Annotated in this window: 21 protein-coding genes, 1 pseudogene and 1 riboswitch; of the genes and pseudogenes, 14 read left to right on the forward strand and 8 right to left on the reverse strand. The window is 70.9% G+C overall.

What is annotated here, in order from left to right; genetic code table 11:
• Positions 1-164: 164 nt before the first annotated feature.
• The 5 genes from M3185_RS16170 to M3185_RS16190 form a co-directional block, all read right to left on the reverse strand.
• Positions 165-371: a hypervirulence associated TUDOR domain-containing protein gene (locus M3185_RS16170; protein ID WP_251334701.1), complete on the reverse strand. Its 207-nt coding sequence runs from the start codon at positions 369-371 to the stop codon at positions 165-167.
• A gap of 78 nt (positions 372-449) precedes the next feature.
• A complete protein-coding gene (locus tag M3185_RS16175; RefSeq protein WP_251334702.1) occupies positions 450-788 on the reverse strand; it encodes a DUF3140 domain-containing protein in 339 nt (112 codons plus the stop codon).
• Between the two features lie 1,037 nt (positions 789-1,825).
• Complete coding sequence (locus M3185_RS16180; RefSeq protein WP_251334703.1) at positions 1,826-2,671, reverse strand: carbohydrate ABC transporter permease; 846 nt, start codon at positions 2,669-2,671, stop codon at positions 1,826-1,828.
• Positions 2,668-3,537, reverse strand: coding sequence for a carbohydrate ABC transporter permease (locus M3185_RS16185; protein WP_251334704.1), 870 nt, complete (start codon positions 3,535-3,537; stop codon positions 2,668-2,670). Before M3185_RS16185 ends, M3185_RS16180 begins: the two co-directional genes overlap by 4 nt.
• 55 nt (positions 3,538-3,592) lie before the next feature.
• A complete protein-coding gene (locus tag M3185_RS16190; protein WP_251334705.1) occupies positions 3,593-4,909 on the reverse strand; it encodes an ABC transporter substrate-binding protein in 1,317 nt (438 codons plus the stop codon).
• Positions 4,910-5,523: 614 nt separating this feature from the next.
• Here M3185_RS16190 and M3185_RS16195 point away from each other — a divergent pair.
• From M3185_RS16195 to M3185_RS16205, 3 genes are all read left to right on the forward strand, one after another.
• Positions 5,524-5,841: a hypothetical protein gene (locus tag M3185_RS16195; RefSeq protein ID WP_251334706.1), complete on the forward strand. Its 318-nt coding sequence runs from the start codon at positions 5,524-5,526 to the stop codon at positions 5,839-5,841.
• A gap of 157 nt (positions 5,842-5,998) precedes the next feature.
• Positions 5,999-6,066, forward strand: a riboswitch (guanidine-III (ykkC-III) riboswitch).
• Positions 6,067-6,076: 10 nt separating this feature from the next.
• Positions 6,077-6,391 (forward strand): DMT family transporter, encoded by a 315-nt coding sequence (locus M3185_RS16200; protein WP_251334707.1) that lies wholly within the window; start codon positions 6,077-6,079, stop codon positions 6,389-6,391.
• A gap of 486 nt (positions 6,392-6,877) precedes the next feature.
• On the forward strand, positions 6,878-7,093 hold the full coding sequence (locus M3185_RS16205) for a hypothetical protein (protein WP_251334708.1): 216 nt from the start codon (positions 6,878-6,880) through the stop codon (positions 7,091-7,093).
• Between the two features lie 946 nt (positions 7,094-8,039).
• Here the strand turns inward: M3185_RS16205 and M3185_RS16210 are convergent.
• Positions 8,040-8,207 (reverse strand): hypothetical protein, encoded by a 168-nt coding sequence (locus M3185_RS16210; protein ID WP_251334709.1) that lies wholly within the window; start codon positions 8,205-8,207, stop codon positions 8,040-8,042.
• Positions 8,208-9,873: 1,666 nt separating this feature from the next.
• Here M3185_RS16210 and M3185_RS16215 point away from each other — a divergent pair.
• The 4 genes from M3185_RS16215 to M3185_RS16230 all read left to right on the forward strand — a co-directional run bounded on the left by M3185_RS16215 (position 9,874) and on the right by M3185_RS16230 (position 14,218).
• Positions 9,874-10,713: a hypothetical protein gene (locus M3185_RS16215; protein WP_251334710.1), complete on the forward strand. Its 840-nt coding sequence runs from the start codon at positions 9,874-9,876 to the stop codon at positions 10,711-10,713.
• Between the two features lie 547 nt (positions 10,714-11,260).
• A complete protein-coding gene (locus tag M3185_RS16220) occupies positions 11,261-12,439 on the forward strand; it encodes an ABC transporter substrate-binding protein (protein ID WP_251334711.1) in 1,179 nt (392 codons plus the stop codon).
• 145 nt (positions 12,440-12,584) lie between these two features.
• Positions 12,585-13,418, forward strand: a complete 834-nt coding sequence (locus M3185_RS16225; RefSeq protein ID WP_251334712.1) for a carbohydrate ABC transporter permease — start codon at positions 12,585-12,587, stop codon at positions 13,416-13,418.
• Positions 13,415-14,218: a carbohydrate ABC transporter permease gene (locus M3185_RS16230; protein ID WP_251334713.1), complete on the forward strand. Its 804-nt coding sequence runs from the start codon at positions 13,415-13,417 to the stop codon at positions 14,216-14,218. The genes M3185_RS16225 and M3185_RS16230 overlap by 4 nt, the downstream gene beginning before the upstream one ends.
• A 1,361-nt stretch (positions 14,219-15,579) precedes the next feature.
• Here the strand turns inward: M3185_RS16230 and M3185_RS16235 are convergent.
• Entirely contained in the window at positions 15,580-16,905 is a 1,326-nt protein-coding gene (locus M3185_RS16235) for a cation:dicarboxylate symporter family transporter (protein ID WP_251334714.1), read from the reverse strand.
• Positions 16,906-17,532: 627 nt separating this feature from the next.
• Positions 17,533-18,000: an ester cyclase gene (locus M3185_RS16240; RefSeq protein ID WP_251334715.1), complete on the reverse strand. Its 468-nt coding sequence runs from the start codon at positions 17,998-18,000 to the stop codon at positions 17,533-17,535.
• Between the two features lie 645 nt (positions 18,001-18,645).
• Between M3185_RS16240 and M3185_RS16245 the strand changes: the two genes are divergently transcribed.
• The 7 genes and pseudogenes from M3185_RS16245 to M3185_RS16275 all read left to right on the forward strand — a co-directional run.
• The gene (locus M3185_RS16245) at positions 18,646-20,298 is read left to right on the forward strand and encodes a LuxR C-terminal-related transcriptional regulator (RefSeq protein ID WP_251334716.1); all 1,653 of its coding nucleotides are present in this window, start codon (positions 18,646-18,648) and stop codon (positions 20,296-20,298) included.
• 134 nt (positions 20,299-20,432) lie between these two features.
• Positions 20,433-21,269 (forward strand): class I SAM-dependent methyltransferase, encoded by an 837-nt coding sequence (locus tag M3185_RS16250; RefSeq protein WP_251334717.1) that lies wholly within the window; start codon positions 20,433-20,435, stop codon positions 21,267-21,269.
• Between the two features lie 452 nt (positions 21,270-21,721).
• Positions 21,722-22,813 carry a ribosome small subunit-dependent GTPase A gene (gene rsgA / locus M3185_RS16255; RefSeq protein ID WP_251334718.1) on the forward strand — a complete coding sequence of 364 codons (1,092 nt, stop codon included), beginning with the start codon at positions 21,722-21,724 and terminating at the stop codon, positions 22,811-22,813.
• A 634-nt stretch (positions 22,814-23,447) separates the two neighbouring features.
• Positions 23,448-24,308 carry a TPM domain-containing protein gene (locus M3185_RS16260; protein ID WP_251334719.1) on the forward strand — a complete coding sequence of 287 codons (861 nt, stop codon included), beginning with the start codon at positions 23,448-23,450 and terminating at the stop codon, positions 24,306-24,308.
• Between the two features lie 498 nt (positions 24,309-24,806).
• On the forward strand, positions 24,807-25,031 hold the full coding sequence (locus M3185_RS16265) for a hypothetical protein (protein ID WP_251334720.1): 225 nt from the start codon (positions 24,807-24,809) through the stop codon (positions 25,029-25,031).
• A 335-nt stretch (positions 25,032-25,366) separates the two neighbouring features.
• Entirely contained in the window at positions 25,367-25,573 is a 207-nt protein-coding gene (locus M3185_RS16270; RefSeq protein ID WP_251334721.1) for a cold-shock protein, read from the forward strand.
• 310 nt (positions 25,574-25,883) lie between these two features.
• Positions 25,884-26,599: pseudogene (locus tag M3185_RS16275) on the forward strand (hypothetical protein); the annotation flags it as partial.

Below are 26,599 nucleotides of genomic sequence, written 5' to 3' on the forward strand. Positions count from 1 at the left end.
TTGTACACCGTGGTGACGGGCACGTCCACGACGACGGTCTTCTCGACTCTGGTGCTCATGGCATCTCCTTCGGGTCCGACGGACAACGGGTGGCGAACAGCCTGAATTCGCCAGTGTGCTTACGGTACCGCGCACCACGGTGCGGTGGCCACGGCGTCCAGGGCTCAGGCTTCGGTAAGGGCATCACCCGTGTGGGCGGCCCGCGCCCCGGACTTCTCCGACTCCACGATGTAGCGCGGGTCCTCCTCGCTGGCCCGGTAGGTGTGCCCGTCCAGCTCGAAGTCTGCGGTCTTCGTCTCCACGATCGTGCCCTCGGTCGCCCCCTGCGGGGTGTTCCACGTGACCTTCGTGCCCTTGCTCATCATGCCCATGTGCTCCGTCGCCTCCGTTGTGGTTGTAGCTGTGGTCGCGCTCTTGTCGGCTAACCGCCGGTTCGGAGCGCCGGACGCTCAGTCCTTGAGCGGGTCGTGACCCCAGTTCATCAGCGAGTACCGCCACCGGGTCTCGCTCACGTCCCCGTCCGGGCGCTGGGCGAGGTGGCGGTGGATGTAGCCGACGACCTTGTGCATGTGGTCACGATCCGCGTCGGTGCGCTCGGACTTCTTCTTCTCCAGGATCTCCACGATGCGCCGCCCCGAGCGGTGCCCCACCGACTCCCCGCCGTCGGACTGGCCCACCGACTGCGACTTCTCCGTCTCCAGCCAGTCCGAGAGCTGCCGGGCGGTCATGTTCACCGCCTCGTCGAAGTCCCTGCCGATGTCCTTCTGGTCCTTGTCGCTGTCCGCCATGGTTGCTCCTCGCTTCCGGGGCTGGAGGATCGTGCCGCTGCCGCCTTCAGCCTTCCGTGCCGCCGGTGCGGTGTCCACCCCTGGGACGCGGTTTCCCACGGCCTCTCGGCCACCTCCACCGTTGCGGGGGGCGCCTCCGGGTCCGATGTCCGCCCTGTTGCGCCCTGGACGGCTGCGCTGGGGCAGGTGGTGGAGTGCTGCGGCAGCCTGCCGCGCCGTGACCGGTCCTCCAGCGCCTTCTGCCGGCCCCCGGCTGCAGGTTTGGCCGACCGTCCGGGGGCCCGGAGCAGTGAGCCACTCATCGGTGCCGCGGCGCGGACCCGGCCTGCCGGGGAGAAATCCGGTGATGATCCATCCGGCGATGGGCCCGGCCCGCACCGGGTCCCCCGGTGCGGCGAGCCGAGTCGGACCCGAGCGCGTTCCTTCGGGCAGCTGGGCCAGCAGGAGCTCCACGAGGCCGACCGTGGGTGCTGGACTTACGGCCTCCGGGCCTGTTCCGAGCGCACTGCCCCGCTGCCCTTCGCCGGGATCGTCCGGCAGGCGAGCGCCGTCGACCGGAGCGTGCCGGCGGGTGCCCGGGCGGCGGTCCCGGCCTCCGTCCCGGGCCCCGGGGACCGCGTCCACGACGCCTTCCTCGGCAGGCCCTCCCCGGTGCCACGCCGGTCCTGCCCGGGGCCCGTTTCCGCTCGACCCCGGGCCCACGACCGTGCCGGTGCGGGCGCAGCGAGCCGGTGGCCAAGGAAACGTCGTCTCCTGCCATGAGCACCGGGCCGTTCAGGTACGGGTCTGGCGGGTGGGCTCCGTGGCCGAGCTCCCGCACCGGTTCGACGCCCACCCCCCCCTCGGCCACGGACCGTCAGCGACCCGGGCCACGGATCACGGCGCTCGGTCCCCGGGCTCGGCGTCGTGGAACCACCGGACACCCGACAGGCGCGGTTCTGCTCGCCAGAATGACGTTGCGTCGTACCGCCGGTGCACCCCCGACACCACCACGGGCAGCACCGGATGCCCCCGGGGCGCGGACGTGGCCGCCGGCCTCAGCCCCGGACCGAGCCGGAGCTGAGGCCCGCCACGAGGTAGCGCTGAGCCACGAAGGCGAAGACCATGACGGGGATGGTCAGCAGCACGGCGGCCGCGCCGGCCTGCTGGAGCATGGGCAGGGTCTGCCCGAGCTGGGTGGCGATGAACACGGGCACCGTTCCGGCCTCGGTGTTCGTGAGGACCACGGCCGTCAGGTACTCCTGGAAGGCGAAGAAGAACACGAAGATCGCCGCGGTGAGGATGCCCGGCCCCAGCAGCGGCACCATGATCCGGGTGAGGATCTGGTGGCGCCGGCACCCGTCGAGCATGGCGGCCTCGTCCAGTTCCCGCGGGATCGCGGCGAAGAAGTTGCGCAGCAACCAGATGGTGAAGGGCTGGTTGATCGCCACCAGAGCCATGGCCAGCACGAACCGGGTGTCGTAGATCCCCAGGCTCCGGGAGAGGTCGTACAGGGGCAGCACGATCGCGAAGCGCGGCAGGGAGCGGAACACGAGCGCCAGCAGCAGCAGCGCCACGGACACCCAGCCGGGGAAGCGGGACAGGGCGTAGGCGGCGGGTATCCCCAGCACCAGGGCCACGAGGGTGCTGACCACGGCGACCACGAACGTGTTGAGCAGATAGCGGTAGAAGTAGGTGGTCTGCCACAGATCCGCGAAGGACTCGAGGGTGGGTGAGTAGCCGAGCACCGGCGGATTCACGAAGGCCACGTTCGTGGGCTTCGTGACCGACAGGACGGTCCAGATTACCGGCAGGAGCATGAGCACGCACACCAGGGTGAGGATCACGGCCCCGAGGGGCCCTACGCCGGGGCGGGCACCGGGTCGCCGGGTGGTGGCCCTCATGCCTGCCTTGCTTCCCGGACGACGTCGCGCAGGAACGGGTAGAGCATCACCAGGATGACGACGATGGTGAGCACGGACAGCGCGCTGCCCAGCCCCAGGTCCTGGCCTCCGTCCTGGAAGGCGATGTTGAAGATGTAGAGCATCACGGACTCGTTGCCCAGCTGCACCGCCTGTGGCGACAGGGGCACCAGGTTGTCAAAGACCCGCAGGATGTCCATGATCGAGATCAGGCCCACGAATCCGATGACCCCGCGGATGGAGGGCACGATGATGCTCCAGTGCGTGCGAAGCGGGCCCGCGCCGTCCAGCTGGGCCGCCTCCAGGACGTCACGGGGCACCCCCTGGAGCCCGGCCAGCAGGATCAGGGTGGCGAACGGCAGCATGGACCAGATCACGTTGAGCGCCACCATGATGCGGTTGGGCCAGGTCTGGACGTACCAGAGGACCTCCTCGCCGCTCAGCCAGGTCCAGGCCAGGTTCACCACCCCGCCGAAGTTCTGGTCGAACAGCCAGGAGAACATAGTGGCGCCCACCACGTTGGGGATGACGTAGGAGATCAGCAGGATGCCCAGCACCACGGGGCGCATCCGGCTCAGGCGGTGAACCGTGGCCGCCAGCACGTACCCGGCGCCCAGCAGCACGGCCGTCACGGCCACGGTGAGGCCGGTGGTGAAGATCAGCGCGCGCCCGAAGCGCGGGTCCGAGAACGCCTGGGCGTAGTTGTCCAGGCCCACGAACTGCCCTGGTGATCCGTAGTCGACCTCCTGGAAGCTCCACTTGACCGTCAGATACAGCGGAACGACGAGCAGCCCCACCATCACTGCCACGCTGGGGCCCACCAGCCCGTAGAACTCGCCCCGGCGCATCAACGGCGGAACCCCGCCCCGGCGAGGACCCGCCCCCGGCCCGAGCCCTGGATCCTCACGGGGTGTCCTGCAGGATCCGGGTGGCGGAGTCCTGCATGCGCCGGGTGCCCTCAGCGGGCTCGATCTTGCCGGTGAGCACATCGGCCACCGTGGGGGTGATCGCGTTGCTGATCAGTGAGGTGTAGGGATAGGGCTCCGCGGGCGGGGCGCTGCTGATCGCGTCGTTGGCCGCATCGGCGTAGGGGGAGTTCTCCGGCGTGACCACCCCCTCCCGAGCCGGGTAGGCGGCCGGCACCGCGGCCTCGGAGGCCTCCTGCCCCACCGAGACGGCCATCAGCTGGAAGAGCAGGTCAGGGTCCGCCTTGGTGTTCGCCGGGATCGACCAGCCGTCCACGGACAGGGCACTGTACTGCTTGCCGCCCTCCTCGACCGCGGGCGGTGCGGCGAAGCCGATGCGGTCCGCGTACTGCGAGTTATCCGGGTTGGTGAGGTCGGTCATGCGCCCGGAGAACATGATCGAGATCGCGGCGTCCCCGTTGTACATCTGCTGCTGCACGGCCGGTTGGTCGAAGGTGGTGACCTGCGGGTCCATGTAGGGCTTGAGCGACTCCAGCTCCTCCAGGGCCTGCGCGGCCACCGGGGTGTCGAAGTTCGGCCTGCCTGCCCCGTGGTCCACCAGATCGGAGCCCAGCGATCCCATGGCCGCGTCGTAGGCGGTGACGATGTCCGAGCTCGCCAGCCACGGCAGGGCCACCGGGTGCTCCATCATCCCGGCCTGCTGGATCGTCTCCGCCGCCTCACGCAGCTGCGCGAACGTGGCCGGGGGTTGGAGCCCGAGGTCCTCGAAGACGTCCTCGCGGTAGGCCATGACGAAGACCTGCGCCTGCATCGGCAGCGCGTAGAGCGTGCCCTCGTAGGACATCGCGTCGAGCATCTCCTGGTTCAGCCCGTCGAGGCCGTACTGCTGCTCGTACTTCGCGAACAGGTCGTCCAGCGGCATGAGCTTCTCCTCGGCCGCGTAGGTCGGGATCACGAAGCCATAGGTCTCCACGATGTCGAAGGTGCCCGTCTCCCCGGCCAGTGTCGCCTGCGTGCGCTGGACCTGACCGGCGAAGTCGATGGGGTCGTGCTTGACGGTCAGCCCGTCCTTGGTGCAGCTGGACACCATGGTGTTGGTGAAGGGGTCGATCGCCGAGGAGTTGTAGGCCAGGACATTGACCGTGGTGTCCCCCTCGGGAACCTCGACGTCGCAGGGCACCTGCTGCGCCCCACCGCCCTCGGCAACGCGTGAACCGGCACCGCAGCCGGCGAGCAGTGCCACGGCGGTGGTCAGGCCCACGGCCAGGACCCGGGATTTGTAGCGAAAAGACATCGCGGAACTCCGATCCGAAAGGAGGAACAAGCTTCCTGCTGATCAAACGGCGTTACGGGGATCACAGTACGGCAGGTCGCGCCGGTGCGATGAGCGCGCCCGAAGAAGCACGCAGGGGCGGATCGGCTGCAGGACAGCGGAAGGCGGGTCACCGCAGCGGCGGGGCCGATCCGACGGCGGACCGAGGAGCGGGCCATGGGCACCGGCAGCGACACGCACCGCAAGAAGGTCAGCGGCGTGGACAGCGCGGGGCCTCGACGAGGCGGTGGGCATGACGGCCTGGCCGGGATGAGGGCTGAGGGCTGCCGTGACGGCCGCCGGATCCGCGCTGCTGCGGGCCGGCGGTCGAGAGGACCTGCGGCAGTTCCTTCCTCCTGCTCGAGGCGCCCGGTGTCGTGCCGAGAGCCATCCCGCGCCCGAGGCCCTTCACCACCCGTCCTCCTCGCCCGGGGGCGAGTCCTCCGGCCGGGGGACCCGCCCGGCCAGCACCGACGCCGTGACAGCCGCCGCAAGACGAGCAAGGGCCGCCCCACCAGTTGTAGACACGTCACAATGGGCCACGACGCGGTCCCGCACTGGACAAAGGTCTAGTCTCATCGACAGGAGGTTTGCAGATGAGAATTCAGGTGGGGGACGTGGCCGTCGCCGCCGGCGTGCTGCTGACGGCACCGGGAATGGCCGGGATGTGCTGCACGATCCTGGGAGGCCACTCCCCGCACGAGCTGGCGGTGGCGATGGTGGCACTGGGCCTCGTGCTGGCGATCGCCGGGCTGGTCCCGCGCTTCGAACAGCACCAGGACGGCTGGAGACGTCAGAGCGAGGCGCTGCTGCGGGCCCGGCAGCAGTCCCAGCGCGCCACCACGGTCCCGGATGCCCACGAACCGGCCGCAGGCGCCCGCGCCCAGCTCACCCGCGCCGCCACCTCCCGCTGAACCCCGCCGGGCCGGCTGCCGACCGGCTCCAGGCCCGGCGAGGACGTGTGCTGCGCGCTGGAGGGGCGCGGGTCACATCGCCGCAGTCCTTGAGTTGGTGCGGGCCAGTGATGACACATCGGACGTTGCCCGCCTGCATCGGATGTGACATTTTGGAAACGAGCCCGAAACACCGGGCTTCCGGACGAGGGGTGCTGTACCCGGTGTGCGACAAGACGGCCCGCAGGAGGCTGTCATGTCATGGTTCGTCCTGGTGCTCTCCGGTGTGCTCGAGGCGGTCTGGGCCACCGCGCTGGGCAAGTCCGAAGGCCTCAGCCGGCTGGGCCCGACCGTGGTGTTCGTCGCGGGGATGGTCGCCAGCATGGCTGGGCTGGCCTGGGCGATGCGGGACCTGCCCGTGGGCACCGCCTATGCGGTGTGGGTGGGCATCGGGGCGGTGCTGACCGTACTCTACGCGATGGCCACCGGTGAGGAGCTGGTCTCGGTGATGAAGGTCGTGTTCCTCGTGATGATCATCGCCGGAGTCCTCGGGCTCAAACTCGCCTCCTGAGGCGGCGCCGGGGTGCGCATCGCCACCACAGGAGGATGACCGCGATGAACGCCTCGGACCGACAGCAGGCCGTCCGTCTGGCGTACCGAGCCGCCGAGGCCACGCCGCCCTCACCACCTCACCGACCTCGCCACGCACCGGGCGACATGGGCAGGCACAAGGGCCGACAGACCTGACAGGAGCTTCCGGAAGGGGCCACGGCGGATTGCACCAGCATCGCGTCGCAGCCGGCCGGTAGAACGGCACGGCTGTTCTTGGCGTACCCTCTTCCCCGGAGAGCGGATTGCCGTCGCCGGTCAGCTCCCTGCCGCCCGGGTGCCCGTGGGCCGGGATCCGGAATCCGGGATCCGAGATCCGGGATCCGGGATCCGGGATTCCGGGATCCGGGATCCGGCTGGATTGCCTCATGTCCGCTGTCGGCCGGAGCAAGGCGGCGGCGTCTGTTTCTCGGTGAACGGTCGCTGTGACACCCGGGGAGTACCTGCCATGAAGAAGATGTTCGCCTGCTTGGCCCTGGCCGCCCTGGCGGGCGTCACCCTGATCGGCTTGGTGACGGGGCTGTACGAGCGTGCCGTGCTCGTGGAGGCAACCGGCGCCGAGGGCCGGGTCCACCTCGTGGAACTGGGCGGCATTGCCTCCAGCCTGCTGCTCGTGTTCGTCGGCCTGGGCGGCGCCCTGTTCACCGCTCGAGGCCGCCGGTAGGCGCGCCCCCGCTGCCCCGCCCGATGGAGGACTGACCCGTGGCCCTGCCCCCCGCCCGGGCTTCCGCTGCGCGAGGCGGTGGAGCGCCACCAGGAGTTCCACCGCAACAGGGCGATGATCCGGCGGCTGTCGCCGGCCACCGTCCACGGACCAGGACGCCCGCTGCGCCGCCGCCGAGGCCGACCGTCCGCGGGGCTCCGGCGACCGGCGCGGCTCAGCGCCCTGGTCCAAGCGAGCCCTGGTCTAGGCGAGCCCCGACGGGCGGGAGGCTGCAGAGGCGAGCCTGCTCACCCACCGGTGCTGATCCACCCGCTGCTGCGCCCGCCCCCGGGACCTCACCTCACGGATCGGCAGGCGGCTTGGCTCGTGTAGGTGGGGATCACTTCGTCATCTTCGGGGCGTTCCCGTGCGCAGCGGTGCGTGACGGCGGGCAGCACCGCAGTGATGACCGCTTCGTCGTCTTCAGGGCGCTCCCGCTCGGGACTCTTCCGGAGGAGGGAACCCCCGAGGCTGCCGACCGCTGAGGCGTTGTGCCGGGTCCGCTCCGGGGGCGGGGCCGGGAACCCTCGGTCGGGGCCCTCGATCCCCTCGGACGCCGGCCGTGCAGGTGATGTGGTGCTGGGGTGGATGCTGATTGGCGTGGTCATCGTGCTTCCCTACGTCGTTGTAGTGGTGTGCTGGGCCGGTGTCCGCCCCGGCAGGGCGCGAGGACGCTGGTGGGTCGTGGAGCACGCCCCGCAGATGAGCACGCCCACCAGCGCCTCCCCCGCCTCCGACCGGGCACCGGGATGGTGTCGACGGCGGCGGGGGCGTTTTTCGCCCGACGACGGCTTCGGTTCCGTGCCCACGGTGACCGCTCTCGGGACGGACGCCGGGTCCATCCGGGGACGAATCCCGTCGTGGTCGGGCCGTGGACGGCCGAGGTGGTGAGGACGTCGCGGCGCTGTCAGTCGGTGACGTCGAGCTGGAGGCCCTCCCAGGGAACGGCCCTGAGGCGCCCCGAGGCTCCGTAGGGATGAGATGTGACGGTGACAGCACTGGAGTGGGCCGCGGCAGGCGTTGCGACGGACCAGTCGTTGAGGATGCCGGTGAAAAGGCGGCGCACAGAATTCATGGTAGACCTCCGGGTGTTGTGGACTTGTGTGTCGTGCGGACAGGGAACGACGTGGCCCCTGCGCTGCGGAAGGTAGGCGGCCCCAGAGCCGAGTGGCACCTGGGGAGCGGCCGGCGACCGGTGGGGACCGAGATCAGCCGGGGATCAACAGCGAGGACAGAAGGTCCTCAGATAATGCAACGTCACGCGCATTGCGCAACTCAACCGCATGGAAAAAGTGTCCGCGGGAGCGCGACTCCCTGTCAAGGGATTCCTCGAAGCATCCCCAGTCAGGTCACGTCCTGCCGGCCGGCTTGCCTTACGCCGCCTCGCTGAGGCCGCGGCACGCCCCAGGGTCATTGCTTCGTGGCGGCTCTGTGCTCAGGTGCTTCGTCTACGACCGGCCAGTCGCAGGTGCAGGGGATCTCGGCTCCAGGCAGGACCCGGTGGGTGGTCCGGGCCGGACCATCACGGTGTCCGGCGCCCACGCGCCATCTCCGACAGCTCAGCTGGAGCACATCAGGCGCCGCCGACAAGGGGGCCGGCGGCCGCACCGCCCGGACCTGGCCCACCCCTCAGGCGCGGGCTCCGCTGTCCACCGGGAGCGCCCTGCCCGGGAAGCCCCGGTGGCCCGAGCCGACCACTCGTCGCCCCGTCCGGCGAGCAGGCGACCCCACCCCGCTGTGTGGGCACCACGGCTCCTCGGAGGCCGGTCGGTGTCACGCGGCGCACCGTGTCATCGCGTCATCTGATATCTTTGCGACCGCACTAGACTTTTGTCCAGTGCGCCAGGGACAGGCCGGTCCCTCGAAACGACCTGCCCCTGCATCTCGCGCCGTCGTGCGCAGGGAGCGCCCCCACCCCGCCGGGTGGGGGTGCTCCTTCCATGTCCCCGGGGCGGAGGAAACCGCACACCGGGGGGCTACCCAGCCGCTTCGGCGCATGTTCCCTGGTGAACCGGCCTACTGTGTGGCGGTCCAGCAGCCGGCGGCCAGGCGGTAAGCCCCCTGCCGCTCCACCTCGCAATCCGACGCAGCGTCCCGTCCGCCCCGGGCCGGGGTGCTGCGTCGCTGTGGGCTGCTGCGCCAACGAGCTTCCCGCGGTGGACTGCCACCTCGCGAGCCGGCGGAGAGCGAGTCGACCTCCACCAGCGACTGCCCGCCGGACACGCCACCAGGACGGAAGGCTGGACGAGACGCCGCGTATCTGCTGGCGTGACAGACGGCCCGTCGTCACACGGCGCAGCTTGCCCCGGTCGGTGCCGACTCATTGCCTGGTGCGGGCCGTCAACGTCGGGGGCTCCCGCACGCGTCGGCGCGGTCCACCCCAGGCCGCCACCACCGACCCAGGACAAGAAGGCCTGCCTGCCTCTGCCTCCGGGGCCCTGGCCGTCCGCCGTGCCCAGACCGCCGAGGAACCCCTGTCGCTCCAGGAGGCGCAGCAACTCCGGGCGGGCGCGGTCGTGGTCCCAGCCGGACAGCTCTCCGAGTGGGTGCTCGACGATCTGCAGGAGGAGACCTCGGGCCTCCACAGGTGATCCCGGGCGTCCACCGCACCCAGAACACCCGGGTGTACATCTCGGCGAACGCCTTCCGGAACAGGCCTGGGGACCCTGCCGTTGCGCGTCGGCCGCCCGACCCGTCACCGGCATCAACGCTCCGCGGCGGGGCCACACTACAGTGACGCCATGACGGAGCTGCTGTACGAGGACATGATCCCGGTCCAGGCCGCTGACGCCCTGGACGAGTTCATCACCGAGCGGCCCGCGGCGCTGGAGTGCCTGCGCACGACCATGGCCGCCCACGGCCTCGCCCGGGGGGCACTGCTCGACGGCTCCGTGGAGTCGGTGGCCCCGGTGTGGGAGTGGATTTCCACCCGGGCGGCCGAGCTCGGCGTGGCCCCCCGGTCCTTGGACCAGGATCCGACCCGTCCCGGATGGCCCAGCTGGGCCCGTCACGGCATGCTGGTGGACCCCCACCCCCCGGCCCAGACCCTGGCGCTGGTCGACGGGTTCACCTCCTACCTCGCCCGGATCATCACCACCGCGGTGCCCGAGGCGCAGTGGCTGGTCGGGGAGCACCGCATCGGCAACTACGCCATGCTCAACTACCCCGTGCTGGCTACTGACCACCACCAGGTCTTCCTGCCGGCCATGCCGCTCTACAGCGCCTACCAGTCCGCCCACGGCCGCGACCCGATGAGCGGCACCGAGATGCTCCACCTCGCCCAGCGCACCATCACCGCGCTGCGCGGTGAGGGCCCGGTGGCCGACGCCACCCAGGAGCCGGTGGTGACGGTGGTCGCCGAGGTCGACTGCTTCGACGTCGGACTGCGCACCGACCTCTCCACCCAGCACCCGGGGCTGGTGGAGCGGATGGTCACCGAGCTCACCGACCGCGACGGGGTCGAATCGGTCTACCGCTACGGGCCCGAGGCACTGGTCGTCAACGCCCCGGACTGGAACGAGACCCGCCTGAAGCTGTGGTGCACGCTGTGGCTGCAACGCCACCTCCACACCGACGACTGAGCGTCCCGGGATGGCTCGCCGACGAGCTGGGACGGGGAGTCGCCGCACGACCTCAGTGCCCCGCAGGCCCGGGCTTCACAGACGACGCCTTCCGCCCGGGCGGCCGTCGATAGGCTGTGCTCCACCGGTCCGCACGGCGGGCTCGGCAGTAGGCCGGGTCCGCCGAGACCGAGGGCTCCGGGCACGGCCTGTCGAGGCGTGTGCACGAGGGCGCACCACCGCAGCACATGCCTGTCCAGTGCTGGTCCTGGTGTAGTCAGGACGTCGGCAAAGTGATACGTCTACTGTGAATCCTGCGACACGGAGTCCCGGGGGACCGCGTCGGAGACGTTCTCTACACCGCCCAGCACTGCGCCTGACCACCGGTTCGAGGTATCCGCCGGCGGCGGGCTTCCCGAAGGGAGTACCACCGATGGAGATCTCACGACGAACACTGCTGCGGGGAGCCGCAGGCCTTTCGGGGGCTGCCATGCTGTCCGGTTGCGCCGGTTTCTCCGGTGGCGGATCCGCCGGTGGGGACGCCGGCGGTGGCGGGGACTCGCTGTCGATGGTGACGTGGGCCTCCGACGCCGAACAGGCCGCGTTCACCCGGCTGGCGCAGGCCTTCCAGGAACGCTCCGGTGCCGTCGTGGACATCCGGTTCGTGCCCTATGCGGAGATGTTCACGACGATCGACGCGCAGCTGCAGGACGGTTCTGCGCCGGACCTGTTCCGGGTGGACTACACCTCGCTGGGGTCCTACAGCAGCACCGACCAGCTGCTGGACCTCAGCGACCACCTGGACGAGGAGCTGACCGGCGACCTCGTGCCTGCTTTCTACGAGGCGGTCAAGTTCGAGGGGCGCCCCTACGGAGTGCCGCACCAGACCGACACGACGGCCACCATCTACCGTCCGGACCTGCTGCGCGAGGCCGGGATCACCGCGGTGCCGGACCGGTTGCAGGACGCCTGGACGTGGGAGGAGTTCGACGGCATCCTCACCCGGTTGAAGGCCCGCCTGCCCGACGATGTGGCGCCGTACTCCTACATGTGGCAGCAGGCCGGGGCGTTCCGCTGGCTGAACTGGCTCTTCCAGGCCGGAGGACGGCTGCTGGACGAGGACCTCACAGCGGCCGCGATCGACTCCGAGGCAGGGCGGAAGGCACTGGCGGTCACGCGGGGCCTGTACGAGCGGGACCTGGTCCCGGCCAATACCTCTCCCAAGAGCAGCGTCTACGCCGATGACGCTTTCGTCGGCGGGAAGACCGCCATGGGAGCTCTTGGCAATTTCGTCCTGCCGGCGGTGGACACCGCCGTCGGCTCCCGGTTCGAGTGGGCGGTCACCTACCACCCACAGGACGTCCGGGCGGCCTCCGATCTGGGCGGCAATGCCCTCGTGGCCACCAGACAGGCGCGCAACCCCGAACTGGCCGGGGAGTTCCTGCGGTTCATGATGGAACCGGAGAACCAGAAGTCCTTCTGCGAAGAAGCCATCGAGCTGCCCACCCGCCGGTCCTTGACGGAGTCGCAGCTGGACTTCTCGGTGCGCCCCGACCTGGCGCCCGTCTATGCGCAGCAGGCCACCACGCTGACCCCGGAGGACGTGGCCCAGGTGACGGTCCCCGGTTTCGGACGCATCAACACCGCGCTGCAGGACGAGCTCGAGCAGTGCTTCGTGGGCGGCCGGTCGGTCGACGAGACGATCACCGCCATCGCGGAGAACGTCAATGGCATCACCGGCGCCTAAGAAGGCCGGGGCGGAGGCCGACATGGACGGCCTGCCGGGGCCCGCTGCACCTGTCCCCGCCGCGGTCCCCCGAGGGGTCCCGGGGCCGTCGTCGCGCGGGCGAGGTGCCCGGTCCCTGAGCACCACCGCCGCCGGGTGGGCGTTCGTGACCCCCAACCTCCTCGTCCTGGCCCTGTTCCTGTTCCTGCCGCTGGTGCTCACGTGGGTGGTGTCCTTCCAGCAGGCCTCTCCGCTGGGAGCCCAGGGGTGGGTGGGACCGGACAACTACGTGCGCCTGCTCTCCGACCCGGTGTTCTGGCGGGTGCTGCTGAACTCGGTGGTGTTCACGGTCCTGACGGTCCCGGTGAGCATCGCACTGGGTCTGGGGCTGGCAGTGCTGCTCAACGCCTCGCTGCCCGGGCGCGCATTCTTCCGCACGGCCATCTACCTGCCCATCGTGCTCAGCAACCTCGTGACCTCCCTGATGGGCCTGCTGCTGTTCAACGAGGGCGTGGGCGTGCTCAACGACCTGCTGCGCGATCTGGGCGGCGTCGGACTGCCATGGCAGTCCGACGGGACACTGGCGATGATCTCGGTGGTCGTCATGACGATCTGGACCCGGGTGGGTTTCGCCATGGTGATCTATCTGGCAGCTCTGCAGGACGTACCCCAGGAGCTCTACGAGGCTGCACGCCTGGACGGTGCCGGCGCCTGGCAGCAGTTCCGTCACCTCACCCTGCCGCTGCTGTCGCCCTCCACGCTGTTCCTGGTGGTCATGAACGTCATCTGGTCCTTCCAGATCTTCGACGTCGTCTATGTGATGACCGGCGGCGGGCCCGGCAACGCGACATCGATGCTGGTCACCTACGCCTACGAGCAGGGCTTCGGGCCGGCGCGCGACTTCGGCTACGGGGCGACCATCGGCGTGGTGCTGTTCGTGCTCACCCTCGGGCTCACCGCGCTGCAGCTGCGGTCCCGGACCGGGGAGGACCGGACATGAGAACCTCGCTGCGGGTGCTGGTGTGCGCGGTGGTGACGGCGGTGATGCTCTTCCCGCTCTACGCCATGGTGCGCATGGCCTTCTCCACCCGGGCCGAGCTGTTCGCCGGGGACGTGCTGGTGCCGGACTCCTGGACGCTGGCCAACTTCGAGAACCTGTTCGCGAAGTTCCCGGTCGGCACCTGGATGCTCAACTCCCTGGCGGTCAGTCTGGTCACGGTAGCGCTGTCCGTGACGGTGAACCTGCTGGCAGGGTACGCCTTCGCCAGGATTCCCTTCCGCGGGCGCGCCGGGATGTTCCTGCTGGTGCTGAGCACCCTCATGATCCCCGCGCAGGCGATCATGATCCCGCAGTTCCAGATCGTCTCCCAGCTCGGTGTCTACGGCACCTTCTGGGGCGTGATCCTGCCCTCGGCGGCCACCGCGCTGGGGATCTTCCTGGCCCGCCAGTTCTTCCTCTCCCTCCCTAACGAGCTGCTCGAGGCCGCCCGGCTGGACGGGGCGGGACAACTGCGCACCTTCTGGTCCGTCGTGCTGCCCCTGGCGCGGCCGCTGATCGCTGTCATGGTGCTTCTGGCGTTCATGAACAGCTGGAACGACTTCCTGTGGCCGTTGATCGTGCTCAAGGACCCGCAACTGTACACCCTGCCGGTGTCGCTGCGCTTCCTGCAGGGACAGTTCGGCAACGACTACGGCGGCCTCATGGCCGCCGGCCTGCTCAGCTGCCTGCCCCTGGTGCTCCTGTTCCTGGTGCTGCAACGGTGGTTCGTCCAAGGCATCGCCCGTAGCGGCCTGCGTTGACCGGTCCGCCACTCGACAGGCCACCGCGGCGCTGTCGACGTGCGCGGGCCCTTTCCGGCCGACCCCGGGACGTGTTCTGGACCCGTGCCCGACCCCGCACAGGGGCCGGCCCCTGACGGCACTTCTGCCTGCTCGGGGCTCCTGTCAGGGCTTGGGTCCTGCGTTCGGGCCGACGAGCGCGACGACGAAGCCCCCACGCCACCCGGTGCCGGCACCAGCGGATCGGCCTGCCGTCCCGGCGAGGAACCGGGCGTCCCGTCATCCGGTCCCTGTCTCGGGTGACCGCACCGTGTGACCTGTGATCCCGGCAGGACCTCCGGACCAGCTACCGACTGCGGGACTTCGAGGCAGAACGGGCAGCACCCGCCGATGTGCGGGCCTCCGTGGGATCCGCTCCCTTCAGCGGTATCGACGTGGGCGCCGACCGGGGTGGCCGGGTCCACTGGGGCCTTCGCGAACGCCACGGTTCGATCCGCCACACCGGAGGACTTCACGGCGTCCACGACGAACCCGGGCCCCCATGACCGGCTCCCGGTGGCGGAGATGGACCGTGGTGTCGCCCTGGCCTACGACCGGGCCACCCCGCCGGAACCACGCCACACCACCCCTGCCCGGCCGGCCCCCAGTCGTACGACAGAGGGCCCGACCGGGCATGCACCGGCAACACGATCCACCTGTCCACCGCCGATGCCGAGAGGCTGCGGGAGGCGCTGCGCTCCTACGCTGCCGCCGGATCCACCGGCACGTCCGCGACGCCTACTACGCCGCCCGCCGACCCCCAATCCGGGCATCGCCTCCTGGTGGCGGTCCTCCGCGAAGACCTGCCCCCCTGCGGCGTCCCGCGGGCGCCGACCGCCACAGAGACACCCCGCGCTGCGTCTCGGAAGGGTCAGTGCCCCACCCGCCCAAGGTGGTGCCGCCGTGCCGTCCCCACCGGCAGCCACGCGACCCGGCCCGCGACCGCATCTGCTGACCGGTGGAGTCGAGCTCAGCGGGCGCGAGGGTGCCGCCGAGGGGTTCGCTGCGACACACGTCCCCGGGGGCACGGCGGAACCGTCCTGAACCATCCTCTGCCTGCCGCGGCATCGTCATCCTCCCCGGACGATCCCCAACGAGGCGTCCCGCGCCCTTGTCCGGTGATGCGCCGGGGATTTCTGCCGGTTGCTGCCAGCATCGCTGTCGTGCTCTCCGTGGTCACCGGGAACGGGTTGTCCGGCATCCCTCGACGGCAAGGGAGTGCTTCCATGTCCGCGGCGTCAGGGGCGTGGTGCTGCCGAGGAACCCGTCCTGCGAGGCGTACGGACCGTCATGCTTGCGCAAGTCCCGTCGTCCTGGGGAGAAGTCGGCCACCTGCTGTGGGGCTATGCCGTGGCGGAAGCCGGGACCACGGCCGTGGGGTCGGGCTGCTGGTCTGGCCGGCCGGCGAAAGCCGCGCGCATCCGGGTGTGGTCCAGCTGCCCCTCCCAGCGGGCCACGACGAAGGTGGCCACGCAGTTGCCCAGCAGGTTCACGACCACGCGCATGGAGTCCATGAGACGGTCGGCACCCAGGAGCAGGGCCACCCCGGCCACCGGGAACAGTCCCAGGGCGGCGGCGGTGGCCGACAGGGCCAGGAAGGACGAGCCGGGCACCCCGGCCATGCCTTTGGAGGTCAGCAGGAGCACGCCCAGGGCGGCCAGTTGCTGGCCCAGCGTCATGTCGATGCCGAAGGCCTGGGCAAGGAAGACCAGGGAGATGGACAGGTAGATCGCCGCCCCGTCCAGGTTGAAGGAGTAGCCGGTGGGGATGACCAGACCGGTGGTGGCCCGGGAGCAGCCGGCCTGGTTGAGCTTGTCCATGATCCTGGGCATGACGGATTCGGTGGAGGCGGTGCCCAGGGCCAGCAGGAACTCCTCGCGGGTGAAGCGCAGGAAAGCCCCCAGCGGCACACCGGCGACGAAGCGGGCGATGAGGAACAGGATCACGATGAACAGGGCCGCGGCCCCGTAGCAGGCGGCGATGAGCTTGGCGTATGTGCCCAGGGTCGACAGCCCGTACTGGCCGATGATGAAGGCCATCGCTCCGAAGGCTCCCAGCGGTGACAGGCGCATGATCCAGCTCATGATCCGGAAGAACAGTCCCAGGACCGTCTCGAACAGGTTCAGCACCGGGGCGCACTTCTCGGGGCCGGTCACGATGACGGCCGCTCCGAACAGCAGGGAGAACAGCAGCACCTGCAACAAGGAGTTGGTGGCGAACGCGTCGATCACGCTGGTGGGGATGATGTCGAGCAGGAACTCCGAGGCGGTGGCCGGTTCCGTCGTCGTCTTCTCGTCCAGGGCGGTGGTGTCCAAGGTGGCCGGCTCGATGTGCAGGCCCGCTCCAGGATTGACCAGGTTGCCCACGACCATTCCGAAGACCAGGGCGGAGGTGGAGACGACCAGGAAATAGGAGAGGGCCTTCACCCCCACCCGCCCCACGGCCCTGACGTCGCCGACATGGGCGATGCCGGTGACCAGGACCAGGAAGACCAAGGGGGTGATGACCATTTTGATCAGCCGGATGAAGCCGTCGCCCAACGGTTTCATCGCCTCACCGACGGCCGGCCAGAAGTGCCCCACCAGTACTCCGAGCACCACCGCCACGGTCAGCTGCACGAACAGCGAGGAGACTACGGCCCTCGGCGACAGACGAAACGAGTATTTCATGTGTGCCACGCTAAGAACCTACTGTTTCGTACTTATTGCTCCCGTGGGTCGTCGAAGAGAACCCTGGCGGCCCAGGACAGTCGGCGCACGACGACGGAGCCTCCCGACGCCACAGCCGACCACCCAGCAGCACTCTCCACACCGCTGTCTCGCAGCCGGCGAGCCCCGTACCCCTGGGGGTGTGCGACGCCCCGTCCCTGGGCTCCGTCCTGCACGCAGGTCCAGGTGGCAGATCCGGCTCCGGCAACCTGTCCCCCCGGCCCCAGCGGCCCCGACATGCTGCGACCGGTCTCCGACCGAGGCGGACACGCCTGCGAGCCCACCCTGAACGCCACGGGGCGGCGGTGACGATCTGCTGGGGCCTGAAGGCGGACAGCGCCGAGAAGGCCGTTCTGACCGAACTCGCCGACGGCTGCCCCACCACCACCCTCAGCGCCACCCAGGCCCGACCCCGTGGCAGACCGGCGAGAGCTCCGACGGGCCCCGCCCCACCTCGCGCGGGGTGGGGCGGGGCCTCACCGCACGTGGAGCAGCGCCATGAGGTGGCCCCTCCTGCCGGGTGCAGCCCTCATCCACCGACGGTGGGGATCGGCTCGGGCACGGCCTCCAGGCTCATCACCGCCCTGCTCAGGAGAGCTCGAGCTGCCGGATGATCGTGGTCAGGTCGTAGTAACGGTTCTCCTCGACGATCTGACCGTCGGCGTCCATCCGGTTGAAGACGCTGAGCGGAAACCGCACCGGCCGCCCGGTGGGCGGGACCGCCGTGCCGTCGGGCAGGACCAGGGCTCCGTTGTTCGTGCCGGTGAACACGAACTCCGCTCCCACCACGTCGCCCTGGCCGATGACCCGGCGGGTCTCGAAGCTCCCGTCGGGGTAGGCCGTGAGCAGCCCGTCCAGGTCCTCCCTCACCATCGCCGGACCCCGGAGCGGGTCGGGGTACTGCGGGTCCTCCAGGACGACGTCCTCGCGGTAGTAGCTCATGTAGGTGTCCAGGTCACCGGCGGCCAGAGCGGCCATCTGCGCCTGGAAGGTCTGCAGGGCGACGGTGCCGGTCCCGGTGGGTCCACCGGGAGCATGCGGGTCGATGGTGTCCACGATGGGTGCCCCCTCTCGATGGGCCCCGGTCCGGATGCGGGGCCGTCATCCGACGGTAGGCACCCGAAGGGGGCGGCCCCAAGGGCTCGTCCGGGATCGTCCCCGCACCGTGATGGTGCGTCCTCCCATGTCAGCACCCGACGCCCCTGCTCCCCGCGCCGGTCAGCACGTGCGGGGAGGGCGGAGACGGAATGTCACCAGACCGTCCTCGCCGGCGCTCCTGGCGACCGCTCTGACCTCGAGGTCCCCACGTCAGGAGGTCCATGCGGCCACGGAGCGCCTGTTCACGAGCACACGCTCTCCCGCATCCGAGGGCATGGCCCCATGGGACGTTGAGCCTACTGACGGCGGCAGGAACGGAAGTGTGCTCGTTCATGCCCCCGGCGCTCGCCGACCGCCGACGCCAGCCGTCGACGCCTCCGGCGACCACGGCGATCACCACCCGCCCCGAGAGCGAACCTTACCGCCACACACCCGCACTGGCACCCGGGCCCCGACGACGACGACAACCGCATCGGCTGCGACCCCCGGACCCCGGCACACCGCCCCCCGTCCGGCGACCCCCGCCGCCGTGCGCACGGAAGGGGCGGCGGGGGTTCCGGGCTCGCCCTGTCCACGAGGCGAGCGCAGTGGGATACTTTCCGCATGGATGCGCCGCGGGTGTGCGAGACCATCCACCAGGGGACGCTGGCGCTGGAACGGGCCGACTGGGCCGGCGCGCGCGAGGCCTTCGAGCGCGTCGTGGACGGCGAGGAGGCCGCCGCGGACGCGGTCGCCGCCGAGGGCCTGGGTCTCGCTCTGTGGTTTGAGGGCCGGATTGCGCAGGGGATCCAGTGGCGTGAGCGGGCGTTCGCCGGGTACGTCGCCCAGGGCCGTGTCGACGACGCGGCGCGGGTGGCGGTCTGGGTGTCCGAGCAGCACGAGATCGGTGGCCGGCCCTCTGCGGCCCGGGGGTGGCTCGCTCGGGCCGAACGGGTCCTGCAGGGCGCCCCCATGGGTGCCGGGCACGGCTGGGTGGCGGTCGGGCGGGCCCAGCATGCGACGTCCGTCGAGGACCAGGCGTTCCAGGCGAGACGGGCGCTGCGTATCAGCCGTGAGACGGGTGCGGAGGACCTTGAGGTGCTCGCGCTGAGCCTGCTCGGCCGTGCGGAGCTCGCTGCGGGCCACCGGGAGCCGGGCCTGCACCTACTCGAGGAGGCCATGGTCGCGGCCACGGCGGGCCGGGTCCGCAGCATCCACACCGTGGGCTCGGCCTACTGCCATCTGATCCTGGCCTGTGCCGAGGCGGAGGAGTGGGAGCGGGCCACGGAGTGGTGCGAGCACGTCGAGGCCTTCGCGCGGACTCACCGCGCGGCCCCGCTGCTGGGGGTGTGCCGGACCGTGCATGCCGACGTGCTGATCGCCACGGGTCACTGGCCCGAGGCCGAGGCGTCGCTGGAGTCCGCCCTGGCCACCCATGCCCGGTACATACCGGACCTGAGTGCCCCGGCCCTCGCCACCCTGGCCGAGCTGCGGATCCACCAGGGCCGCTTGCGCGAGGCGGAACAGATGCTGTCCGGGCGTGAGGAGCACCCCTCGTCGCTGCGCGCACTGGCCCTGCTCCACATCGCCGAGGGGCGAGCGCAGGTGGCTGTCCGCCTGCTCGAGCGGGGCCTGGCCGAGACGGAGGGACATGCTGTGCGCACCACGCAGCTGCTCGCCGCCCTCGTCGAGGCCTGCCTGGCAGCCGGTGACCTCGGGGCCGCGGAGGCCGCCACCGCGAGCCTGCGCCGGATCGCCGGGCACTCCGGAATGCGTCTGGGCTCGGCCCGTGCCGATCTCGCCGCGGCACGCTGCGCCCTGGCCACTGGTCACCGTGCCGAGGGGGCCGAGCACGCCCGGCGGGCCCTGCGCGCGTTCGGGATGCTGGGGATGCCACTGGACGCCGGGGTGGCCCGGCTTGAACTGGCCCGGTCGGTCATGAACGACTCGCCCGAGCTGGCCAGGGAGGAGGCGCTGGCCGCCCAGAGCACCTTCCGTGACCTCGGGGCGTCCCGGGCACTGGACCGCGCGGCCGAGGTCCTGCGCGAGCTGGGCCGCGGCACGGGTCCCCGGCCCAGGAGCGCGGGCGAGCTGACCTCGCGCGAGCACGAGGTCCTCGACCTGGTCGCCCAGGGGATGTCCAACGCGCGGATCGCGACGACGTTGAGGATCAGTGAGAAGACCGCCGGGCACCACGTGAGCCGGATCCTGATGAAGCTCGGTGTGCACAACCGCGCGCAGGCGGCTGCGGTGGCGGTGGCACGAGGTGGGGCGTAGGGCACGGATAGGGCATTCTCCCGATGTTCCGCCCGGTCCATCGGCCGATGCTGGGAAGCGTGGCACAGCTACCCACCACCCCGGTCACAGGCCTCGGTCCGAGGCGCCCTGCACACCGACAAGGAGATCCCGCCATGACCACCCTGGACAGCACGCGCAGCGCAGACCTCCAGCTCAAGGCCAAGCACCGCGCGGTGTGGGCCTCGGGCAACTACTCCACCATGGTCGAGACGTTCCTGCTCCCGCTGGGTCCGCGCATCGTCGAGGCCAGTGGGATCGGTCCTGGACAGCGCGTTCTCGATGTCGGTGCCGGCACCGGCAACGCCTCCCTTCCCGCCGCCGCCACCGGAGCCGATGTCACCGCCAGCGACTTGACGCCCGAACTGCTCGAGATCGGCCGCCGCCGCGCGCAGGCGGCAGGACTGAGCCTGGACTGGGTCGAGGCCGATGCCGAGCACCTGCCGTTCGAGGACGCCTCCTACGACGTCGTGATGTCGCTGATCGGGGCGATGTTCGCCCCCCACCACCAGCAGACGGCCGACGAGCTGGTGCGGGTGTGCCGTCCCGGCGGGACCCTCGCGCTGCTGAGCTGGACGCCGGAAGGCATGGTGGGGGAACTCTTCCGCACGATGAAGCCCTTCGCCCCCGCCCCGCCGCCGGGCGTGCTACCCCCGCCGCTGTGGGGCAGCGAGGAGCACCTGCGGGAACTGTTCGGCGGACGGGCGGAGTTCCACACCATCGACCGCGACGTCCTCGACGTCACCGCGTTCACCCGGCCCCGAGACTTCGGTGAGCACTTCAAGGCGTACTACGGTCCCACCATCGCCACCCGGGCCAACGCTGAACGCCAGGGCCGGGCCGCGCAGTTCGACGCCGCGCTCGAGGACCTCTGCGAGCAGTGGAACCGGGGCACGTCCCGACGGGCACGCTTCGAGCTGGAATACCTGGTAGCGGTCGGCACCCGGCCCTGACCGGCCCTGGACAAGCCTCCGCCCCCCGCCCGCGAGCGCAGCCCCCGCCAAGGGTCACGGGCGCAGCGGCGGAGGGGGCCGACCTGTCGGCCGGCACGGGGAGCACACCGTGTCCCCCGTGCCGGCTTCTCCCGCCGGTGGTGGAGCACCAACAGCGAGACGGGGCCCTTCCGCGTGATCCCGGCTCGTGCATGCCGCCGGGAGGGGCTGTCGTTCCGGGCATCCGGTGCCGCTTCCCCTGCGCACGCCGGTGGCATCTCGCCGCGCAGGAACCTTCCGAGCAGGATCGGCCTCAAGGGACCAGGGGGAGGTGTGTCGATGGCGGTCACACCGGTCGTTGCTGTGCGAGCCCATCCTCTGCTGTCGCTCACCTCCACCGTCTTCGGCCGACCGCCGCAAGCACCGCCGTGTTCTTCCCGGTCCGACGGAGACCACCCAGAAAGGGTCTCCCGTTGTCCTCCTCGACACCGACTTCCTCCCTGCTCCCTGCCCACGGCTGGGACGAGCACTGGGAGAGCACCTTCAACACTGTGGCCGGCCACGCTGCCGGAGCCGTTCCGGCCCGGGTGCTCCGCACCGAACGGGGTCTGTGCGAGGTCATCACCGACCGCGGACCCGCACGGGTCGGGCTCCGGCCGGCGCAGCACACCGGTTCGGGCACTGGGCCCACCACCGGCGACTGGATCGCCGTGCTTCCGGCCACGGACACTGCTGCGGCGATGCTGGAGGCCGTGCTGCCGCGCCGCACCGCCCTGGCACGGGCCGGGGCCGATGGCAGCCCACGCGGTCAACTGCTGGCCGCGAACGTGGACACGGTCCTGATCGCGGTCTCACTGGCCGCTCCTGTCCGCCATGCCCGTACCGAACGGTTGTTGGCCCTGGCCTGGGAGTCCGGTGCCCGCCCGGTGGTGGCGTTGACCAAGGCCGATACGCACCCCGATCCGCAGGCGGCCCGGGAAGAACTGGCCAGTGTGGCCCTCGGGGTCGACGTGCTGCTCACCAGCGCACCCGCCGGCGAGGGCATCACCGAGCTGCGCGCGGTGCTGGAGGGCACCATCGTGCTGCTCGGCGCCTCCGGGGTGGGCAAGTCCATGCTGGGCAACCGGCTCCTGGGCACAGACCTGTTGGCGACCGGGCCCGTGCGCGCCGTCGGCGGCAAGGGCCGCCACACCACGGCCTGGCGCGAACTACGCCCCCTTCCCGGCGGAGGCGTGCTGCTGGACACCCCCGGGCTGCGCTCGATCGGTCTGACGGGCGCGGACGAAGGGGTGAGCCACACCTTCGCCGATCTGGAGGACCTGGCCGCGCAGTGCCGCTTCTCCGACTGCCGGCACCACACTGAACCCGGGTGCGCGGTACTGGCCGCCATCGCCAACGGGACACTGCAGGCATGGCGGCTGGAGAGCTATCGCAAGCTGCAGCGCGAGACCGCGTGGATGGCCTCCCGCACCGATGCCCGCGCTCGCGCCGAACGCACCGGGGACGCGAAAACCCTGACCAAGCACCTGCGCGCCGGCTGCCGGGGCGGGGAGAGGCCGCGGTGAGTCCGGATGAGCAGTCCGGACCTGGCGTTCGCCGTGCTGCACCGTGGAACCCGGCCGTGGCCCTCGGTCCGGGGCGACCGCCGCGGACCTGGCCCCCGGCCGCAGGCCCGCTCGACGCCGGCGCCGCGGACCGCGGTGCCGGGGTCGGAGCCAGGAGGCGATGTCCAGCCCGCCGCCCGAGTGCTCCGGGGGAACCGGCAGCCTCCCCGCTCGGGACGGGGGTAAGGGGTGCACCCCGCCACCGAGGCGTCAGCGCGCGGAACGCAGACCGCCGAGGGGCCATGTGCTGAACGGAGACGACCGGGGCTCGCGCGGAGGGAGAGTGCACCCGTGGAAGGGACACCGTCGACCGCCCGGGTGCGCCGCCGACCCGCGGGGGCACAGGCCCGCGGGTGGTGCGGCCAGGAATGGAAGATCGTCGGTAGCATGCCCTGATACGGGTGTTGCTCCGGTGAGCATGGGCACGGTCATCACCTCCCCGCCCGGACCGCGCCCGTCCGGGGCGCGACGATCGGCCTGGGCTGTACGGGCCGAAACGGCAGACCGCCCCACCGGAGGAGAGCCGGCAGGGCGGTTCGAGGGTGGTGCGGTCGGTGAGGAGGCGAGGATGCGAACAGCGGTGACGCCGAGGAGCATGGCAAGGGTGGCGGGGGTGGCGCTGGTGCTGGCGCTCACCGGGTGCGCCGCCGAGGAGTCCGCGGTCGTTCCGGAGCCGCCTCGGGCAGGCAACGTGCTGGACGCGGCCGGGGTGCTCAGTGCGGACCAGGAACAGGACCTCAACGCCCTGGTCGAAGAACGCAACGACTCCACGGACGCGGCCCGGGTGGCCGTGCTGACGGTCCAGGACATGCACGGGCCGATCGAGGACTACGCCCGTGAGGTCGCCACCGCCTGGGGCGTCGGTGAGGGAGGTGCCGACAACGGGGTGCTGATCGTGGCGGCCACCGGGGAGCGGGAACTGCGCATCGAGACCGCAGACAGGGTGCGGGAGTCCTTCTCCGACGGGGAGGCCGAGGACGTCGTCGAGGAGGTCCTCGCCCCGGCCTTCGCCGATCAGCGCTACGTCGAGGGCCTCCTTGAGGCCACCGACCAGATCTACCGCTACGCCCAGGGCCAGCAACCGCCCCACGAACCGGTCAACTGGGCGCTGGTGGGCAGCGTGGCCGGCGGCGTCGGCGTGCTGGGGGGCTCGATGATCTGGTGGGCCGTGGCCGATCCCCGGCGCCGGGCCCGGATCGCCGAGGAGGAGATCCGTTCCGCGCAGGAGCACGACCCGGACCTGCAGCTGAACGAGGAGCAGCGTCGGGCCTACCGGAAGTACCGCTGCTCCCACCGCGGGGATGATGCCGTGACCAGCCCGGCGGTGTGGTTGCCGCTGTACCTGGCCCATCCGCACCTGCACTCCGGAGCCAGCACGAACGGCTCCTCCGGCGGCGGGTCCTCCTTTGGCAGCGGCGGGGGCTTCACCGGCGGGGGCGCCTCCGGCAGCTATTAGATCCGGTTCCGCACCTCTGCGGGCCGTTGCGAACCCGCTAAGGCGGGTGGCAGCGGCCCGCCCGGGTTGCGGCACGGGCCCCGCCGCAGGCAGGGACTGGCTCGTCTCTGACCAGGGGAACGCCGCGCTCCCTACGGCTGCACCCCACCGCTCCCACCCACCACCGTGACGGCCGCCTGCGCGGCCACGGCGCCGACCGTGACCGGCCCCGCAGGGTGGTCGAGGACCACCTCGTCATGGCATGGACCGGACTGTCCCGGCGGTGATGCCAAGCCGGCACCCGGTCAATGCCCACGACGGGTACGAAGGGGCCATAATGTAGGCAGGACCGGTGTGCTGGGACGCGTCCGTGGCTTGAGCTGATCCAGTGGTGGTGAGGGCCCGCCTGATCCCGTCACGGCAGGCGACGCCGCGGAGGCGGTGGCGGCTGAGGACTGTGGTCAGCGGTGGAGCGGCGGTCACTGCCACAGTGACGGTCACTGAGCTGAGGTGGTGAGGGTGGAGCGAGCAAGCCAGGCCAGGAGGGCGTTCGCGCCGCTGACCGGGACGGCCCGGGACCAGCTCCAGCAGGTGCTGGCAGCGGAGATGAGCTGGCACCACGCGGCCCTGGAAAGCCTGGCCACCGTCCCGAAGGCCATGGCGGACACGGACCGCTACGTAGCCGGTGAGATCAGCCTGACCCAGCTCGCTCAGCGCATCCGCGACCACGACGCACCGCAGTAACCCGCACGGTCGAGGGTGCATGCAGGCCAGCAGGAAGTCGCAGCCGGCCTCCCGTGCGAACCATGCCGGCGACCCCACGGCGTCAGGGTCCGTGGAGCAGCGCGAGCGCGAGGATCAGGGCGGGCAGGGCGGGCAGGGCGGGCAGCCCGACGGTTTCGACGGAAGGTCGATGGGGCCGCCCACGGTCATGCGGTGACACACAGGGCTCCTGTGCGCGCCGGCCTGTCCGGGCCCCTGAACCTCTGTCAGGCTGGCGGTGCACGGGACCCACGTGCACGGGCCCCTCCGGTCAGGGGTTCGGCTCGGCTTCATGGCAGGAAGAACAGGTACTGACAATGACGACTGGTGTGGTCAAGTGGTTCAACGCCGAGAAGGGTTTCGGCTTCATCGCCCCGGACGACGGATCCGCGGATGTGTTCGCGCACTTCTCGGCGATCAACTCCGGGGGCTTCCGCTCCCTGGAGGAGAACCAGCGGGTGCAGTTCAAGGTCCAGCAGGGCCCGAAGGGCCTCCAGGCGGCGAACATCACCGTCCTGCCCTGACAAGACAGCAGGATCCTCACGGACAGTCCCGGTAGCGGCGGGAAGGCTGCGACACCGGTGACGGAAATCGCCACCCCGCCCTGACGGCGGGGTGGCGATTTCCTTGCCGAGGCAGGGTGCGGGCCCCCGTGCCCTCTTCAGGGTCCCTGGCCGGGAACCGCAGGGCCTGGGAGGCAGCGCCGGCCCAGCACAGTAGTCCTGTGTGACCGTCGACGGCTGGACGGAGAGACGGGCTCCCCCAGCCGGTTCCTCCGCATCCGGCGCAGGGAGCAACGCCGAAGTGGCCGGGAGACCTCCACGGAATGCAGCGATGTTCACAGGAGAGCACCGGGAAAGCCCTTCTCGCCCGACCGCAGGCACCACTCCACGGAGCCCATCGGCCGCGCAGGGGTTTCCGGGCCGCATCGGCAACGCCGTGCGCCAGTGGGCCGAGGAGCTCGGCGCGGGACGCAGCGGGCGACGGGTCACCGCCCTCACAGCAACCGCGTGCGGCATCACCACCCGACCAGCACCCGCCCAGCAGCTGCAGCGGCGAGAGGAAGGGGTGCGGCTGCTGCGGCTACTGGAGGAGCACACCACGGGCCTGGTCATGGCCGTGGACGACATCCACGCCACCGATCGCGAGGAGATCACCCAGCCCGCCGCCGACGTGCAGCACTGCGTCCGGGCCGGGCTGCCCACCAGCCTGGTCCTCGCCGGTCCGCCGGCGGCCGTGCCGGACCAGCTCGACGAGGGCGTGGCGACGTTCCTGCGCCGTGCGGACCGGATCGGCCCGCACGCGGCCTCCGCCGGCGACGTCCAGCCGTCGGCTCCACGAGTACGGAAAACCCCTTCCCGCCCGAGAAGCGCGCAGAAGGGGCTTCCCTCCTGCGATGTGCTGCGCTCCGGCGCTCCAGGAGGCCCCGGGGGGGGCTGGCTCCGGCCGGCGGTGAACGCCTCGGCCACCGCCGGGCCGCCGCTACTCGACCGGGACGTTGCCGGCTTGGGCGACCACCGTGACGAACGCCTTGGCGTCCTCCCCCAGAG

Origin of the sequence: Kocuria rosea, assembly GCF_023715525.1 — a bacterium.
Taxonomy (GTDB): Bacteria; Actinomycetota; Actinomycetes; order Actinomycetales; family Micrococcaceae; genus Kocuria; species Kocuria rosea_A.

Bases quoted from the DNA above. Each gene is read 5' to 3' on its own strand.
- M3185_RS16170 (WP_251334701.1), bottom strand. From the start codon at position 371: ATGGGCATGATGAGCAAGGGCACGAAGGTCACGTGGAACACCCCGCAG.
- M3185_RS16190 (WP_251334705.1), bottom strand. From the start codon at position 4,909: ATGTCTTTTCGCTACAAATCCCGGGTCCTGGCCGTGGGCCTGACCACC.
- M3185_RS16205 (WP_251334708.1), top strand. From the start codon at position 6,878: ATGAAGAAGATGTTCGCCTGCTTGGCCCTGGCCGCCCTGGCGGGCGTC.
- M3185_RS16185 (WP_251334704.1), bottom strand. From the start codon at position 3,537: ATGCGCCGGGGCGAGTTCTACGGGCTGGTGGGCCCCAGCGTGGCAGTG.
- M3185_RS16200 (WP_251334707.1), top strand. From the start codon at position 6,077: ATGTCATGGTTCGTCCTGGTGCTCTCCGGTGTGCTCGAGGCGGTCTGG.
- M3185_RS16195 (WP_251334706.1), top strand. From the start codon at position 5,524: ATGAGAATTCAGGTGGGGGACGTGGCCGTCGCCGCCGGCGTGCTGCTG.
- M3185_RS16230 (WP_251334713.1), top strand. From the start codon at position 13,415: ATGAGAACCTCGCTGCGGGTGCTGGTGTGCGCGGTGGTGACGGCGGTG.
- M3185_RS16210 (WP_251334709.1), bottom strand. From the start codon at position 8,207: ATGAATTCTGTGCGCCGCCTTTTCACCGGCATCCTCAACGACTGGTCC.
- M3185_RS16220 (WP_251334711.1), top strand. From the start codon at position 11,261: ATGGTGACGTGGGCCTCCGACGCCGAACAGGCCGCGTTCACCCGGCTG.
- M3185_RS16270 (WP_251334721.1), top strand. From the start codon at position 25,367: ATGACGACTGGTGTGGTCAAGTGGTTCAACGCCGAGAAGGGTTTCGGC.
- M3185_RS16245 (WP_251334716.1), top strand. From the start codon at position 18,646: ATGGATGCGCCGCGGGTGTGCGAGACCATCCACCAGGGGACGCTGGCG.
- M3185_RS16180 (WP_251334703.1), bottom strand. From the start codon at position 2,671: ATGAGGGCCACCACCCGGCGACCCGGTGCCCGCCCCGGCGTAGGGCCC.
- M3185_RS16250 (WP_251334717.1), top strand. From the start codon at position 20,433: ATGACCACCCTGGACAGCACGCGCAGCGCAGACCTCCAGCTCAAGGCC.
- M3185_RS16260 (WP_251334719.1), top strand. From the start codon at position 23,448: ATGGCAAGGGTGGCGGGGGTGGCGCTGGTGCTGGCGCTCACCGGGTGC.
- M3185_RS16215 (WP_251334710.1), top strand. From the start codon at position 9,874: ATGACGGAGCTGCTGTACGAGGACATGATCCCGGTCCAGGCCGCTGAC.
- M3185_RS16235 (WP_251334714.1), bottom strand. From the start codon at position 16,905: ATGAAATACTCGTTTCGTCTGTCGCCGAGGGCCGTAGTCTCCTCGCTG.
- M3185_RS16175 (WP_251334702.1), bottom strand. From the start codon at position 788: ATGGCGGACAGCGACAAGGACCAGAAGGACATCGGCAGGGACTTCGAC.